Source organism: Bradyrhizobium sp. B124 (assembly GCF_038967635.1).
In the GTDB taxonomy this organism is placed as follows: domain Bacteria; phylum Pseudomonadota; class Alphaproteobacteria; order Rhizobiales; family Xanthobacteraceae; genus Bradyrhizobium.
Map to the genome: position 1 here is coordinate 4,438,303 of NZ_CP152413.1, position 15,683 is coordinate 4,453,985.

The window sequence follows — 15,683 nt, forward strand, 5'->3', positions numbered from 1 at the left end:
GCGCGGGTGGCGAGCACTAGCCCGAACACGTAACATGTCGATCATCATTTATTGATTGCGAGCCTGGTTCACTGGCGTCGAATTGCAGTGCGCCCCTCTCCCGGTTGCGAAGTGAGCCGTGACGCATGACCATCGATGCCTCGATCGACGACATCAACCCGGCCGCGGCCACGCCTGCGGTGCCGGTCGATCACTTGCTGACGGCGCCGATCCTGCCGACGCTGCTGCGGCTGGCGGTCCCCAACACGATCGCGATGTTCGGTTCGACGCTGGTCGCGGTCGCCGAGACCTCCTATATCGGCCGGCTCGGCACCGAGCCGCTGGCCGGCATCGCGCTGGTGTTTCCGTTCGCGATGCTGACGCAGATGATGTCGGCCGGTGCGATGGGCGGCGGCGTCTCGTCGGCGATCAGCCGCGCGCTCGGCGCCGGTGATCGCGACCGCGCCGCCGACCTGGCGCTGCATGCGGCGATCATCGGTGGGTGCGCCGGATTGTTCTTCACCGTGATGATGCTGGGCTTCGGTCAAAACTTCTATGCGCTGCTCGGCGGACGCGGCGGCGTGCTCGAACAATCGATGCATTACTCTCAGGTGCTGTTCTCCGGCGCGATCTCGATCTGGCTGGTCAACACGCTCGCCTCCGTCGTGCGCGGCACCGGCGACATGCGCGTCCCCTCGATGACGCTGATCACCGTGTCGATGATCCAGATCGCAGTCGGCGGCGTGTTCGGTCTCGGGCTTTTCGGCATGCCGAGCTTCGGCATGCGCGGCGTCGCCGCGGGCCAGCTCACGGCGTTCACATGTGGCGCGATCTTTCTCGCCTGGTATCTCGCCTCTGGCCGCAGCCGGCTGAAACTCGACTTCGCCGCCTTCGGCTTCCAGCGCGCGATGTTCCTGGACATCCTGAAAGTGGGCGCGATCTCCTGCCTGTCGCCGCTGCAGAGCGTGCTGACGATCCTGATCTTCACCAAGATTTTGGCGGGCTTCGGCACCGAGACGCTGGCCGGATACGGCATGGGCTCGCGGCTGGAATTCCTGCTGATCCCGATCGCATTCGCGGTCGGCGTCGCCTCGGTGCCGATGGTCGGCATGGCTGTTGGTGCGGGACTGGTGACGCGGGCCCGCAAGGTGGCGTGGACCGCCGGCACCGTCGCCGGACTTGTCGTCGGGCTGGTCGGACTCGTGGTCGCGCTCAAGCCGACGCTGTGGATTGCGCTGTTCACCACCGATCCCGGCGTGACCGCCGCGGCCTCGTCCTATTTCGCGCTGGCCGGTCCGGGATTCGGCTTCTTCGGCGTCGGCGTCTGCCTGTATTTTTCCTCGCAAGGCGCGGCCAAGGTCGGCGGGCCGGTGCTGGCCGGGACCATCCGCCTGCTGCTGGTCGGCATCGGCGGCTGGTGGCTCGCTGCCGCGAGCGCCCCGGCGTGGACGCTGTTTGCGCTGGTCGGGGTTGCGATGGTGGCATTCGGCCTCGCCACCATCGTATCGATCAAGCTGACCCGTTGGGGATAGACCCGGAGGGCCGGGGCTTACGTTGCGCTTTCGGTCGCGACAAGGCACCGCCACCCTTCCGAGCCTTGCCGGAGCATGGCGGCCTCGGAAAAAAGCTATAAAATTTTTCCGGATCGTGCCCGCCCGATCGCGCGATTATTACATTGCAGAAATCTTTCGACTTGTTATGCAGGCCGACCTCTTGGGGAACACGTCATGGCCTGCAAATTCGGATTCGTGATCGCAATCATTGCGACGGCACTCGCTGTGCCTGCCGCGCATGCGCAGGGCGCGCCTGAGCCTTTCGGCGTCTGGCAGACCCAGGCCGGCGATGCCCGCGTCAAGGTCAGCAAATGCGGCGGCGGCATCTGCGGCGTGGTGGTGAGCCTGCGCGACCCGATCGATCCGATGACCGGCAAGCCGCAGGTCGACAACAAGAATCCCAATCCGTCGCTGGCCAACCGGCCGATCATCGGGCTGCCGCTGTTCTCCGGCATGCAGCCGGTTGCCGCGGGCAAATGGTCGGGCCAGATCTACAATGCCGACGATGGCGGCACCTATGCGAGCAGCGTCTCGGTCACCGGCGAGAGCACGCTGCGCGTCGAAGGCTGCGTCGGCGCGTTATGCGGCGGCGAGACCTGGACGCGCGTGGGACGGTAAACGCGTGGCGGGATTTTCCTTCACCTCCCCCGCAAGCGGGAGAGGGAGCAGAATCCCTATGTTGCAACAAGTCATACCGCGCGCGTCTTCAGCACGGTGGCGGCGGAGGCGTAGCCGCCGCGGGCGCCGTCGATGAAGTGGACGTGGTCGGCGCGCATCACCGACGGCGTGAAGCAGGTCATCATCGCGGCATCCTGCTCGTGCAGGCCGTAGCGCACGATGCCCTGCGCGGCGGCGGCAACCAGCCGCTGCTCGAGCTCGGCGGCGAGCTCCGGCGTGCAATCCAGGATCATGCGCAGGCCGTCGTCGAACTTACGGAAGTCGGAATTCTCGACCAGCTGCCGCACATAGTTTTTCGGCACGAACTTGCCGACCGGGATATTGAACCGCATCAGCGTATAGGCCCACAGCGTGAACGCGAGCACCGTGGCACGGCGCAGTGCAAGCGAGCCACCGCGCCGCGCACGCGCCTCGTACTCCATTCCCTGAGGCGGCCAGCGCAGCGGCGGGCCATTTGCAGGCACCGGCCGTCCAGCCTCCGGGCTCTTCTCGACCAGCACGACAATATCCTCGATCACCTTGCGGAAGGACGCGGGATCGGCATCTTTCGCCGGCAGCACCAGCACCGAGAGGATGACGCCGCGCGCCGAGGGCATCACCTCGAAGTGGCAGGACAGGCCGGACAGATCGGGCTGCGTGCCCTCAGGCGCCGGATCGAGCGCGAACTCGCCGCGCTTCATCGCGGCATCGGCAAACGCAAGACCGCCGCCGGAAAACATCGCATAGGACAGATTGGCCGACGGCCCGAAGCGCGCGACGCGCACGTCGGCGCCGGCGGCGCGGATCGCCGCGATCGGCACCAAGGCCACCCGCAGCACCAGATCGAGATCATCCCGCACCCAGCGCGCGGTCGCGGCCAGTGCCTCGCGCGCGCTGTCGAGATCGGCGGGCGCGACCGCGAAGCTCGCGCCATCGCCGCCGAACACGAACGGGAATTCGCGGCCATCCAGCGCATTGGTGACGGCGGCGACCACCGCGGCGCCGGCCATGTTGACCGCCTTGTAGCGCTGCGCCGCGATCGCCTTGGTCGACTCGACGATATCGGCGACGCCGACCGTCCAGTCATCGGGCAATGGCGCATACAGCGCCGGATCCATCAGGCGCGCGAAGCCGCGAAACACCGGAATGCCACCGTAGAAGATCTCGCTGCCGCCAGCCATCGCAACGCCGCGCTGTTTCCGCCCTGAAGATGCTCTAGCAGATACGCAACGGTTTGGGACCGGGTTTTGGCAGCACGGACGGAGCGAAATCCCGTCATCCTGAGGTGCGAGCGGAGCGAGCCTCGAAGGATGCACGGCCCGGGCCGGCGGCCGATTCATCCTTCGAGGCTCGCTCCGCTCGCACCTCAGGATGACGGGATAAGAGGGCTACGAGTGCCCCTACTTCCCCAATCCCCGCAGCACGAGCTGGTTCATGCGGCTGGCGAAGGCGGCCGGGTCGTCGGGCATCTCGCCGTCGAGGATCTGCGCCTGCTCGAACAGCAGGAGCGACAGATCCTTCGCCTGCGCGCTGTCGGTCGCGAGCGCCGCGACCAGCGGATGGCGCAAATTGATCTCGAGGATCGGCTTGGTGATCTCACCGCGGTTCTGCTGGGCGAGCAGCCGCTCCAGCGCGCGGTCGCGCGCATCGCCGCCGGCGACCAGGCACGATGCGCTCTCGGTCAGCCGCTGCGAGGCACGGACATCGGAGACGCGCTCGCCGAGCGCGTCCTTGATCACGGCGATCGTGGTCGCGGCATCGGCAGCGGGCTCGTCCTTCTTGTCCTGCTTGTCGTCGGCGAGCGGGATCAGGCCGAAATCGACATCGCCCTGGCTCAGCGACTTCAGCGGCTTGCCGCCGAAGTCGAGCGGTGCCGAGGTCCAGAACGCATCGACGGGATCGGTCAGCAGCAGCACCTCGATGCCGCGGGCGCGTGCCGATTCCAGTTTCGGGTTCGACTTCAGCCGCTCGACGCTGTCGCCGACCAGATAATAGATCTCGGTCTGGTTCGGCTTGAAGTCGTCGACAACCTGCTTCAGCGAGCGCTTCTCGCCCGACGTCGTGGTGAAGCGCGCCAGCGCCAGCAGCTTTTCGCGGCGCTCGAAATCCTCCCACAGGCCTTCCTTGATGACCGGGCCGAACGCGTCCCAGATCTTGGTGAAGGTCTCCGGCTCCTTTTCGCCGAGCGTTTCCAGCTCGCCGATCACGCGGCTGGTGACGGCCTTGCGGATCTGGGCGAGCTGCGGATTGTTCTGCAGCATCTCGCGCGAGATGTTGAGCGGCAGGTCTTCGCTGTCGATCACGCCGCGGATGAAGCGCAAGTACGCGGGCAGCAGCTCGGCATCGTCGGCGATGAAGACGCGGCGGACATAGAGCTTGACCTTGCCCTTGCGTTCGACCTGGAACAGGTCGAACGGCTTTTGCGACGGCGCGAACAGCAGCACGGCATAGGACTGCCGGCCCTCGGCGCGGTAATGCAGCGTCATCGCCGGCTCGTCGAACGCACCCGCGATCTGCTTGTAGGCCTGCGCATAGTCCTCAGGCGTCAGCTCGGATTTCGAGCGCTGCCACAGCGCGCTCGCCGAATTGATCTGGCGCGGCTCGCCTTCCTCCGGCACCAGGAGGATCGGGAACTGGATGTTGTCGGAATATTCGCGGACGATGCGCTCGATCTCGTAAGCCTCGAGATATTTGGCGGCGTCCTTCTTCAGATGCAGCACGATCTCGGTACCGCGCGCGACGCGCTGGGCGGCCTCCTCGCTGGCCGGCGCGATCTCGAAACCGCTGCCGCCCTCCGACGACCATACCCAGACTTCATCCGAGCCGGCGCGGCGGCTGGTGACGACGATCTTCTCGGCGACCATGAAGGCGGCATAGAAGCCGACGCCGAACTGGCCGATCAGATTGGCGCCGTCCTTGGCCTCGGTGAGCTTCGACAGGAACGATCTGGTGCCGGAGCGCGCGATGGTGCCGAGATTGTCGATCAGCTCCTGACGCTCCATGCCGATGCCGGTATCGACCACGGACAACGTATTGGCCGCCTTGTTCGGGACGATCCTGATCTCCGGCGGCGTGCCGTCGGTGATCAGGCCGGGATTGGCGATCGCCTCATAGCGCAACTTGTCGCAGGCGTCGGATGCATTCGAGATCAGCTCGCGCAGGAAGATATCGGTCTCGGAATAGACCGAATGCACCATCAGGTGCAGCAATTCGGCAACCTCGGCCTGGAACGGCTGGGATTCGGCGGCGGCGATTGTGGTCATGCAGAAACTCGGACAAACGGTAGGTGGCGGGAAAGCCCTGATATAGCGCGATCGCGCCGCCTGGCAAGACGAGCGGGGGGAACCGTCAGTCCGAGATCGCGGCGAGATAGCGCTCGACCGAACGGTCGAACGCCGCCTTGGCATCGGTTGCGATGTTCTTGCCCCACCAGGCGCCGTAGATCCGATCATACGCCAGCGGCGCGACCGTGCGCGCGATGCGGCGGACTGATGAAGCGTTGAGCGGGATGTAGTTTGGGTAGGAATACATGAAGCTGACCGAGCGGCGGTCCATCGCCACCATCGCGATGTCCCCGGTCAGGAGCGCGCCGCGGCCGTCCGCCCCCTGGCGCCAATGCAGCATGGTGGCGCCGGCGAAATGGCCGCCGCCGCGCACCAGCAGGATATCATCGGAGATGCGATGGCTGTCGCCCTGCCACGGCACGATCGACGAGTAAGGCCGCGTCACCCATTGCGCATCGTCGCCATGCAGATAGACCGGCGCATCGTCGAACGCCGCGCTCCAGTCGGCGACCGCGCCATAGTAATGCGGGTGCGAGATCGCGATCGCCTTCAGCCCGCCGAGCGACCTGACATGCGCGATCGCCTCCGCGGTCGCCAGCGGCACGCAGTCCCACATCACGCAGCCGCCGCGGTCCGGCACCAAGAGCGCACGCTGCCCGATCGCAAAGGACGGCTCGAGCGCCAATCCAACCAGACCGAGATCGTCGCGCCAGACCAGCTTATGCCGCAGCGCCAGTTCCTCGCGCGTCAGCCAGACCTGTCCCTTCCAGTTCACATACTGCCGCTCGTCCTCGCAGATCGGGCAGGATGACGGCGGCGCCGCGGTTTCAGGAAATTGCGCGCCGCATTGTTCGCAAGTCCAGAGAGGCATCGAGACCACACGCGTTGGGATGAAGCTGATCCCCTGATCTACGTCAGCAGCGCAACGCGTTCAATGCCGGCGCCCAAGTTCCATCTGCATCTCCACTGGAGCCGCGCCGAACTTCCGGCGGAACGCGCGGTGGAAATAGGACAGGTCGTTGAAGCCGACCGTATAGGCGATATCGCTGACCTTGCGGCCGGCGCCCTGCGCATGCAGCAGCAGCCGGCGTGCCAGCAGCAGGCGCTGCTCCAGGACATATTCCGAGAACGTGGTCCCTTCGGACGCGAACAGGCGTTGCGCTTGGCGCGTGCTCAGCGCGTTCGCCCTTGCTATGGCCTCGATCGTGAGCTTGCCATTGTCGAGATTCTTCAGAACATCGGCCTTCATCAGATCGAGCCGCGCCTTCGCCACGCCGTCCCTTGCGGCGAGCTCCTTCTGCTCGGCACTGCTGCCGAGCACGAGGCCGACCAGATCGGCCAGATGATGCGCCGCCGCCTGCTGGCCCGGCACGTCGAGATCGCCGGCAAGCTCGGTGCAGAGCGCCGAATAGCGCTCGATCATCGCGCTCAACGCCGGCTCGCGCCCGAGCGGGCGCGCCAGTTGCGTCTCCGCCATGGGGGCGACCTGGAGCAATAGGCGCCGCGGAAACCGCGTCGTCGTAAAGTTGCCGGACTGGGTGAGATCGGCGGTGCCGATGATATTCATCTCGGTGAGGCACATCTGGCCGCGCTTAAGCTCGATCGCCTTGCTGCCTTGTGTGACCTGCACCATGCCGCGCGTCGCTGATATCAGCACCAAATCGTCGCAGCCGTCGCTCAGAAGCGCGCGGGTACGCGCAAAGCGGGCCGAGCCGCCGCGCGGCGTCGCGATCGCGACCGAATGCAGCAGCGTGAATTCGTTGTGGCAATCGATGCGGTTGTCGTCGGTCGGTCCGACGTCGAGCCGGCAGAAGCCGCGGCAGATGCCCTCGCGCCACGCTTCATAGGCCGGGCCTTTCGCCAGCCCGTGATGGAAGATCGAGAACCGGTTGGGCACCTGTGTCTCGGACATGATCCGTGCTCCGAAAGCGCGATCGATCGAAACGAGGCGACGAACGATCGCGTTCTTCCCGGCGTGCGCATGTCGTTCCTGTCCCTACGCTTGGCGCGACGGTCCACGACTCCGGCGGGGAGCCTGATACCACTCCGCCGATTGACGGTAAAGCTATTCACGAGATGCAACCCTATGATGCGTGGTGCGAAAGCCGGGAATAAAACGGCGCAGCAGTTTCGTGACGCCGCCCTGCCATGGCTCGACGATGCCTATGCGTTCGCCCAGGTGCTGATGCGAACCGAGGCGGACGCCGAACAGGCGGTGCAGGACTGCTACCTGCGCGCACTGCGCCAGTTCGGCGGCTTTCGCGGCACCGCCATCAGGCCGTGGCTGCTCGCGATCCTCAAAGCCGTCTGCCAGGAAAAACTTGGCGAGGAGCTCGGCCGCCGCGGCTCGCCCACGGACGATGCCGGCACCAAGGAAACGTCCAGCCGGCGCGCCCCGGCGACGATCCGGCAACTCGTCGACGACCTGCCCGCGCCGCTCGGCGAGGTCATCGCACTGCGCGAAATGATCGATCTCTCCTACAAGGAGATCGCCGAAGTCACCGGCGTTCCCGTCACCACCGTGATGGCGCGGATCGCGGAGGCCCGCGGCCTGCTGCTCGCAGCGCGGCGAGCGGCACAAGCGTCCGCGACACCAGCGGCGGCGAGGCCCGCGGGCGGTGCGGCAAAACTGACGGTCTACCGCCCGAACGCCTGTTGAACCGCCGAGGACTCGGTGACGCCGTTGGCGATCAGGAGCTCAAGCAGGACGCGCGCCTTCTGCGGATTGAGATCGAGCGAGACGGCGAAGCCGAGCTTGTCGTCCTCGACCTCGACGTTGCGGTTGACATAGCCCGAGCCGACCCGGGTCGAGCGCACCACCACGACACCCTGCTTCGCCGCGGCCGCCAGCGCATCGATCGCGCCCTTCGATGAATTGCCGTCACCGACGCCGGCCAGCACGATGCCCTTGGCGCCGCGCTTGACCGCATCCTCGACCTCCGCGGCATCCATGTTGGCGTGCGAATAGATGATGTCGACCCGCGGCAAGGGCGGCGCGTCCGGCAGCTTCAGCTTGGCAGTTTTGACCGGTGCAGCCGGTTGCAGGAAGCGCAGCGAGCCGGTGTCGACATAACCGACCGGACCGGCGTCGGGCGAACGGAACGTATCGACGCTGGTGGTATTGGTCTTCTGCACCCAGCGCGCGGCATGGATGGTGTCGTTGAGCACCACGAGCACGCCGCGGCCGCGGGATTCCGGCGCCGATGCGACCCGCATCGCCTCGTAGAGATTGGCCGGGCCATCGGCCCCGATCGCGGTCGATGGCCGCATCGATCCGACCAACACGACCGGCATGTCGGTGTCCAGCACGTTTTGCAGGAAGAACGCCGTCTCCTCCATCGTGTCGGTGCCATGCGTGATGACGACGCCGTCGACTTCCTTGTTGTCGATCGCCGCGCGGATGCGCTTGACAAGGTCGAACCAGACCTTGTCATTCATGTCCTGCGAGCCGATCGACGAGATCTGCTCGGCCGAGATCTGGGCGAGTTTGTCGATGCCTGGAATGGCGGCGATCAGGTTCGCCGCGCTGACCTTGCCCGAATCATAGGCATTGCCGGCGCGTGCATTGGCCTGGCCCGCGATGGTGCCGCCGGTGCCGAGCACGAGCACGCGGGCCAGCGCATCGCCGGCAGGCGATCGTTGTGCAATAGCCGGCGACGCAAGCCCGATCACAAGGGCTGCGGCAACGCCGACGATGGTGCGTGCGGAACGAGCCGATCGAAACGAGTGCAGCGTCATTTCTTCCCCCAGCGACAGATTGTCTAGTCACAACTCGTGGTTTTATCGCGCAAGAAATGGACAAACTTGCGGCGGAAAGCATTGGGGCAAGATTCCGACATTCCCGGCCGCTCTCACCCAGTACCCCGGGAACACCGCCTTGTTCGCCGGCGTTCCTGCAAAATGTTGACACCGCCGGAATGGCGGCGCACATTTTTTCGAAGATTATTCGAAATATGGACCCGCCATGCATTTCGAGCTTCCCGACGATCTCCACGTTCTGCAAAGCCGGGTGCGCGAATTCGTGCGCAGCGAGCTCAAGCCCCACGATGCCGCGATCGAGGCAACCGGCGAGGTGCCGGAGAGTGCGATGGCCGGCCTGCGCAAGATGGGATTGTTCGGCACCAACACGCCGAAGCAATTTGGCGGGCTCGGCCTCTCGATGCTCGGCAGCTGTATCGTGATCGAGGAGCTCGCGAAGGCGCACGCCGCCTTCTACTATCTGATCGGGGTGAACGTTCATATCGGCTCGAAGGCGATCGAGTTCTTCGCGCAGCCTGGGGTTCGCGACAGATGGTTGCCCGAGCTCGCCAGCGGCCGCATGATCGGCGCCTTCGCGCTGACCGAGCCGAGCGCCGGATCGGATGCCGCCCGCATCCAGACCAGGGCGCGGCGCGACGGCGATCATTACGTGCTCGACGGCCGCAAGACCTACATTACCAATGCGCCGGTCGCCGGCGTCTTCACGGTGTTCGCCACGCTCGACCCGTCCGCGGGCGCGAAGGGCATTGCGGCGTTTGTCGTGGACGCGAAGACGCCGGGCCTTTCCATCGGCCGCCTGGTCGAGATGGCCGCCGGCCGCGGCTCAGCGCATGCCGAGGTGGACTTCGAGGACTGCCGCGTTCCGCGCGAAAACATGCTCGGCCAGGAGGGTGAAGGATTTGCCATCGCGATGCGGTGCCTGGATGCCGGGCGCACGCATTGGGGCGCCTATTGCGTCGGCGCAGCGAGCCAGCTGCTGGACTACGCGCTCGATCATGTCTCGGAGCGCGAGACGTTCGGGCGCAAGCTGCGCGACCATCAAGGCATCGAGTGGCAGATCGCCGACATGGCGAGCGCGCTGCATGCCGCGCGCCTGGTCGCCTATGAGGCGGCCTGGCGCTACGACCAGGGCGACGCCGCCGCCCGCACCGCCGCGGCGGCACTGTCCAAATATACCGGCGCCGACATGGTGCAGCGGGTGGCCGACATGACCATGCAGCTGTTCGGTGGTGCCGGTTATTCCAGGGACCTGCCGATCGAGCGGATCTGGCGGGAAACGAGGGTGGTCCGCATTCTGGATGGCACATCCGAGATCATGCGGCAGATCATCGCCCGCAACGCGTTCCGCAACCATGAACGGCGGAACGCGCCAATCTGACAACGGCCTCTTCCACTTTATGTTGCAATAGTTCTTGGTGATCCACTTCCGCTGTCTTACTGTTTTTGCGGGATGGAGAAGGAAGTGGCTTCGGGGACGACGCTCAAGCTCAAGCAACAACGCAGCCGCGATCGGCGCGAGCAGATCCTCTCGGCAGCGACCAAGCTGTTCGGCCAGCGGGGCATCGACGGCACCTCGCTCACCGAGATCGCTACCGTCGCGAAAGTACCGCTCTCCAGCATCTACGATTATTTCGAGGACAAGCGCGCGCTGGTGCTGGATGTGCCCGAGGGCAATTTCGAAGCGTTGTATCAGAAGACCGAGCCGCTGCTGGTGAAGGGCGGCGACCCCGTCGAGCAGCTTCGCATCATCTTCCTGACCAACTTCCAGTACATCAAGGACAACCCGAGCTGGGGCCGCGTGTTCTTCCTGGAGATATGGCCGAGCGTCCTTGCCGCCGAGCCGCGGGTCAAGAAGGCGGTCGACAAATATGCGCTGCGCTACGTGCAGCTGATCAAGCAGGCGATCCGCGCCGGCACCTATCGCCGCAACCTCGATCCCTACACCGCGATGTCGCTGATGATGGGCGGCATGTGCCACCTGACCGCGGTCTGGCTGCTCTATGGCCGCAAATACGATCTGGTGAAGAAGGGCAAGACGCTGTTCACCACGCTGCACAACGGGTTCGTTCAGCGTTAGCTGCGCCGGTGCGCGGCTCCAACTCTCGTAGGATGGGTAGAGCGCAGCGAAACCCATCATTCGTTAGGCCGGCACGGAGTGATGGGTTTCGCTGCGCTCTACCCATCCTACGCTACCATACTATGCACCAGGAATCGTCATGCCCGGCGTTGGCTTCGGCGGCACGAATGATTTGAGGCCAAATTCAGCACTGTTTGACCTGCCGTCGAGACGATCCCTTTCCCAGAAAACCAATACACAACCGTCGAAATCCTGTTCTAGTATGATGCGATGGGCGACCCGCGGATGGACTCGCGGGCACTGGGGATGGGAGCGAACCGATGGACGTCAAGGCTGTTCTGCCGCCGCGTGGCCGCGACTATCGCCTCGATCTGCTGCGCGGCTTCGCCAACTGGGCGATCTATCTCGATCACATCCCGAACAACGCGGTGAACTGGATCACGCAGAAGAATTTCGGCTTCAGCGACGCGGCCGATCTGTTCGTCTTCATCTCCGGCTACACCGCGTCCTTTGTCTATGCGCGGGTGATGCTGGAGCGCGGGACCGTGATCGGCGCCACCCGGCTGATCAAGCGGGCGTGGCAGATCTATGTCGCGCATGTCCTGCTGTTCGTGATCTACATCGCCGAGATCGGCTATCTCGCGCAGCGCTATCACGACCCCAATCTCGAGAACGAATTCAACGTCGCCGGCTTCATGCAGAACCCGGCCGAGACGCTCTATCAAGGCCTGCTGCTGGCGTTCAAGCCGGTCAACATGGACGTGCTGCCGCTCTACATCGCGCTGATGCTGGTCTATCCGCTGGTGCTGTGGGCGATGCTGCGGAAGCTCAACCTGACGCTGGCAGCCTCGTTCCTGCTCTATCTGGCCGCACGGCATTTCGGCTGGAATCTGCGCGCCTATCCAGGCGGCTCGTGGTACTTCAACCCGTTCTGCTGGCAGTTCCTGTTCGTGTTCGGCGGCTGGTTCGCGCTCGGCGGCGCCAGCGAATCGATCACATTCATCCGCTCGCGCGCCTTTCTGTGGCTCGGCGGCGCCTATCTGTTGTTCGCACTGATCATGACACTGGCGGGCCGATTTCCGGAGCTGGGCCAGGCGATGCCGTCCTGGCTCTACGACGCCTTCAATCCGAACGACAAGACCAACCTCGCGCCCTATCGCGTGCTGCACTTCGTGGTGCTGGCCTTCTTCGTCACACGCTTCCTGCCGCGCGAATGGGCCGGATACGAATGGCCGATATTCCAGCCGATCATCAAATGCGGCCAGCAGTCGCTCGAGGTGTTCTGCTCGGGCGTATTCCTTGCCGTGGTCGCGCATGTGGTGCTTGTCGAGGTCTCGGGCAGCCTCTGGATGCAGATCCTGGTCAGCGCGATCGGCATCGTGCTGATGACCGTGCTCGCCTATTACCGCTCCTGGTCGAAGAAGATCGACAAGGCGCCGAAGCCGCCCGTGGCTGCGCAGGCGCAGGCGGCTGCGAAGCCGGCGGAATAGGCGCGTCATCGATGTCGCGTGCCTTCTATCACGATCATCCCGAAATCCTGCAGCTCGAAGCCGAGGTGCGCGACGCAAGGCCCGGCGCCGTCCTCGTCGAACGCTCGCCGTTTTTTCCCGGAGGGGGCGGGCAGCTTCCGGACCAGGGTGTCCTGAGATGGTCCGGCGGCGTGCTGCCGGTGACCGCCCTCGCGCGTGACGAACGCGGCCTCTGGCACACGGTCCCGGGCGACAGCCTGATCTCCGGCAAGGTCATGCTCGAAGTCGAGCCGGCATTTCGCGAGCTGATGTGCGAACTGCACACGCTTGCCCACGTCGTCAACGCGCTGGTCTATACGCAGTTCGGCGGCGCGCTTCTGACCGGCGCGCAACTCAATGCCGACGGCAGCTTCCGGGTCGACTTCGATCTGCCCGGCGCCGACAATGAACGACTGCGGGCGCTTGAGACGCCGCTGAACGACATCATCCGGCAGGACCTTCCGGTGAGCGCCGCTTTCATGGCGCATACCGAAGCAGAAGCCACACCCGGATTGTTTCGCAGCAAGGCTGTCGCTCCACCGGTCGGGGAGGATGGCCTTGTCCGGATCGTCGAGATCCTCGGTCTCGACCGGCAGGCCTGCGGCGGCACCCATCTGACGTCGACCGGGCAGGCCCGCCCTGCGCGCATCGTCAAGATCGACAACAAGGGCCGCCAGAATCGCCGGATCAAGGTTGCGGTCTGACCGGCTCTCCCAAGCCGTGTGGCTGGAGCGCGGCGTGTCTTACCTCTGATAGATCTTGAGCGTTGTGATCATTTGCTTGAGTTCGGCGACATATTTGTCGGCATAGTCCTTGTGCACCGACAGAGTGACGAGGATACCGAGCTCTGATGTGTTGGTGGCGAGATAGTAGGTGTCGAAATTGGGTAGTTCCGAACCGGAATGCAGCGCCTCGACCCATTGGTGCGAACCAATCGTCGTGCGTCCGACAGAGCGGACGTCGGACAGCTTGCCGGTCGCTTCGTCTCCGATCCTTTGCCGCTGCTTCAGGTGGTCCTCGTAGGCCTGCAGATTGTCCTGCGAATTGCGCTCCTTCATCGCGATGATCGCGATGGCCGCATGGGGAGGCTTGCCGGGCGGCGAGCAGACAAATTCACTGTCGTCCTGTTCGCACCACCAGCCGCGCGCCAGTTCCATGTCAAACGCCGCGGCTCGGAACACGTCTCGCGGCGGCGCGACCAGGATACGCGACGCTGAATATCCGGCGCCGCCGAGCACGGCCGCGCTCACGACAAACGATGCCAGCGTTGCGGTCACAAGGCGCGCGCTGCCGGAGATGTCCACCCTCAATTCTCCTGCTGTTCGATCCAGCGCTTGAGATCGGCGGCGAGCCGCTTGAGGCCAGCCCCCGCATCGGAAGCTGCGATCGCGTCGACGCTGCTGAGGGCCCCCTGTTTGGCCTCCGCGGCAGCAGCGGCGTTTCCGCGCTTGCGCTCGATCATGAGCGTGTATGCCTGGGCGATAGCCACCTCATATGCGACGGATACATCGGCGGGCTTGCCGTCATCGGATGAGCCGGCACCGACAGCAAGCTTGAACTGCTCGGCCGCGAGATCCGGCCGATCAAGCGTGACATATTGCTGACCCGCCAGCCGGAACAGGCGCACCCGCCATGCGACGACCTGATCGTCTTCGGTGCGTCCGTCGGACCTGCGGGCGTCGAGCAAGCGCTTCAGCGCGTCGGCACCAGCGGAATAGCTGTCGGCCGCCTCCTGGTGGCGATTTGCGGCAGCGTGCAGGTCGCCGGTCTGGCCCTGCGCCTCGGCCTCGAACCGGACAATTTGCGCGCGCCCATCATGCTCCTTGCCGAGCCGCCGGGCGTCCTCGAGCAGATCGGCATATGCGTGGCTGGCGCCATCCATATCTTTCTGTCGCATCAGGTACTCGGCATAGGCCTGGCGTGCCTGCAGGAGAGCCAATGCCGCATCAACGCGCGCGCGGCTCTGATGACTCAGCGCCGCGCGTTCAATGGCGTCGCTGAATTCCTTGCGCGCCTCCTTGTCTTCGTGCAGTGCCTCGCGGCGGGCTCCGCGCTCGAGCCGGCAGGTTACAACCCCGTTGATCGGGGGATCGTTCGTCGTCCCTTGATCCGCCTTGTCGAGCAGATCGCAACCGCGGCCGATGATGAGCCGGCGTGTCCGCGAAGTGGAAGCATCACCGGCGCTCAGATTGACCGCCTCCTCAACCATGCTGGATGCCGCGAACATGCTGTCGTCGTTGGCACGGATCGCCTTGTGCTGGTTGATCAAGGCGACCACGCTGAGACTGCCCACCGCGAGCAGCGTTCCAAGCGTCGCGCCCGCGACGGCGCCCAACTGCGTCTGCTGCCGCTTCTCCTCTTCCTGCCGGAGCCGGGGCATCTCGTCGGGCGGGATGTTGAACAGGGGCGCGACGATCTTCAGCTTTTCCGCGCTCAGGCGGACGACCCGCGAAAAGCTCAGGAACCAGAAGCGTCCCGCGCCTCTCAAATCGACGATCTCGATATTCGGGAACGTTTCCTTCAAGCCGCCGGGCAGCGGTCCGTCGAAATCGCCTGCGCCTCTGGCGACGATGACGTTGCCGGCTCCGGGGCCGGTGGCGAAATCCCGGATCTCGCGCTCGATCCAGTCCTCGACACCTCCCGGGCGCCGCATCGCGTTCGGCGTCGCGACGACAATGAGGTATCGCGAGGACAGCAGCGCCGGCCTGATGCTTTGCTGGTAGAAGTCGCTGGTGCCCCGCTCATAGGCCGAATCGAGATAGACGCGCAGCTTCCGGCCATAGACGTCGCGCAGCGCGGCAGGAAGACGAAAGCCGACAAGCGCGCGTCTCAGCCACCGTGCAACGGCAATCCCGTCGGACCGGCG

14 protein-coding genes are annotated in these 15,683 nt (G+C 65.0%); 7 read left to right on the forward strand and 7 right to left on the reverse strand.

Annotated elements, in window-relative coordinates; genetic code table 11:
• Positions 1–125: 125 nt before the first annotated feature.
• A complete protein-coding gene (locus AAFG13_RS21380; protein ID WP_212318068.1) occupies positions 126–1,511 on the forward strand; it encodes an MATE family efflux transporter in 1,386 nt (461 codons plus the stop codon).
• Positions 1,512–1,706: 195 nt separating this feature from the next.
• Positions 1,707–2,150: a DUF2147 domain-containing protein gene (locus tag AAFG13_RS21385; protein WP_212318070.1), complete on the forward strand. Its 444-nt coding sequence runs from the start codon at positions 1,707–1,709 to the stop codon at positions 2,148–2,150.
• Between the two features lie 71 nt (positions 2,151–2,221).
• On the opposite strand, the gene AAFG13_RS21390 is transcribed toward AAFG13_RS21385, so the two are convergent.
• From AAFG13_RS21390 to AAFG13_RS21405, 4 genes are all read right to left on the reverse strand, one after another.
• On the reverse strand, positions 2,222–3,370 hold the full coding sequence (locus tag AAFG13_RS21390) for a DUF3095 domain-containing protein (protein WP_342713240.1): 1,149 nt from the start codon (positions 3,368–3,370) through the stop codon (positions 2,222–2,224).
• A gap of 219 nt (positions 3,371–3,589) precedes the next feature.
• Positions 3,590–5,452: a molecular chaperone HtpG gene (gene htpG / locus AAFG13_RS21395; RefSeq protein WP_342713241.1), complete on the reverse strand. Its 1,863-nt coding sequence runs from the start codon at positions 5,450–5,452 to the stop codon at positions 3,590–3,592.
• Between the two features lie 85 nt (positions 5,453–5,537).
• Complete coding sequence (locus tag AAFG13_RS21400; protein ID WP_342713242.1) at positions 5,538–6,344, reverse strand: MBL fold metallo-hydrolase; 807 nt, start codon at positions 6,342–6,344, stop codon at positions 5,538–5,540.
• A gap of 60 nt (positions 6,345–6,404) precedes the next feature.
• Entirely contained in the window at positions 6,405–7,385 is a 981-nt protein-coding gene (locus tag AAFG13_RS21405) for an AraC family transcriptional regulator (RefSeq protein WP_342713243.1), read from the reverse strand.
• 177 nt (positions 7,386–7,562) lie between these two features.
• Between AAFG13_RS21405 and AAFG13_RS21410 the strand changes: the two genes are divergently transcribed.
• The gene (locus tag AAFG13_RS21410) at positions 7,563–8,132 is read left to right on the forward strand and encodes a sigma factor-like helix-turn-helix DNA-binding protein (RefSeq protein WP_342713244.1); all 570 of its coding nucleotides are present in this window, start codon (positions 7,563–7,565) and stop codon (positions 8,130–8,132) included.
• Here AAFG13_RS21410 and AAFG13_RS21415 read toward each other — a convergent pair.
• Positions 8,111–9,211 carry an asparaginase gene (locus AAFG13_RS21415; RefSeq protein WP_342713245.1) on the reverse strand — a complete coding sequence of 367 codons (1,101 nt, stop codon included), beginning with the start codon at positions 9,209–9,211 and terminating at the stop codon, positions 8,111–8,113. The genes AAFG13_RS21410 and AAFG13_RS21415 overlap by 22 nt on opposite strands.
• 226 nt (positions 9,212–9,437) lie before the next feature.
• Between AAFG13_RS21415 and AAFG13_RS21420 the strand changes: the two genes are divergently transcribed.
• From AAFG13_RS21420 to AAFG13_RS21435, 4 genes are all read left to right on the forward strand, one after another.
• On the forward strand, positions 9,438–10,610 hold the full coding sequence (locus AAFG13_RS21420; RefSeq protein ID WP_342713246.1) for an acyl-CoA dehydrogenase family protein: 1,173 nt from the start codon (positions 9,438–9,440) through the stop codon (positions 10,608–10,610).
• Between the two features lie 84 nt (positions 10,611–10,694).
• Positions 10,695–11,309, forward strand: coding sequence for a TetR/AcrR family transcriptional regulator (locus AAFG13_RS21425; protein WP_092123429.1), 615 nt, complete (start codon positions 10,695–10,697; stop codon positions 11,307–11,309).
• A gap of 320 nt (positions 11,310–11,629) precedes the next feature.
• Complete coding sequence (locus AAFG13_RS21430; protein ID WP_342713247.1) at positions 11,630–12,799, forward strand: OpgC domain-containing protein; 1,170 nt, start codon at positions 11,630–11,632, stop codon at positions 12,797–12,799.
• A gap of 11 nt (positions 12,800–12,810) precedes the next feature.
• Positions 12,811–13,521 (forward strand): alanyl-tRNA editing protein, encoded by a 711-nt coding sequence (locus AAFG13_RS21435; RefSeq protein WP_212318086.1) that lies wholly within the window; start codon positions 12,811–12,813, stop codon positions 13,519–13,521.
• Positions 13,522–13,560: 39 nt separating this feature from the next.
• On the opposite strand, the gene AAFG13_RS21440 is transcribed toward AAFG13_RS21435, so the two are convergent.
• Entirely contained in the window at positions 13,561–14,121 is a 561-nt protein-coding gene (locus AAFG13_RS21440; protein WP_212318087.1) for a hypothetical protein, read from the reverse strand.
• A 2-nt stretch (positions 14,122–14,123) separates the two neighbouring features.
• Positions 14,124–15,470, reverse strand: coding sequence for a hypothetical protein (locus AAFG13_RS21445; RefSeq protein ID WP_342713248.1), 1,347 nt, complete (start codon positions 15,468–15,470; stop codon positions 14,124–14,126).
• Between the last annotated feature and the right edge of the window lie 213 nt (positions 15,471–15,683).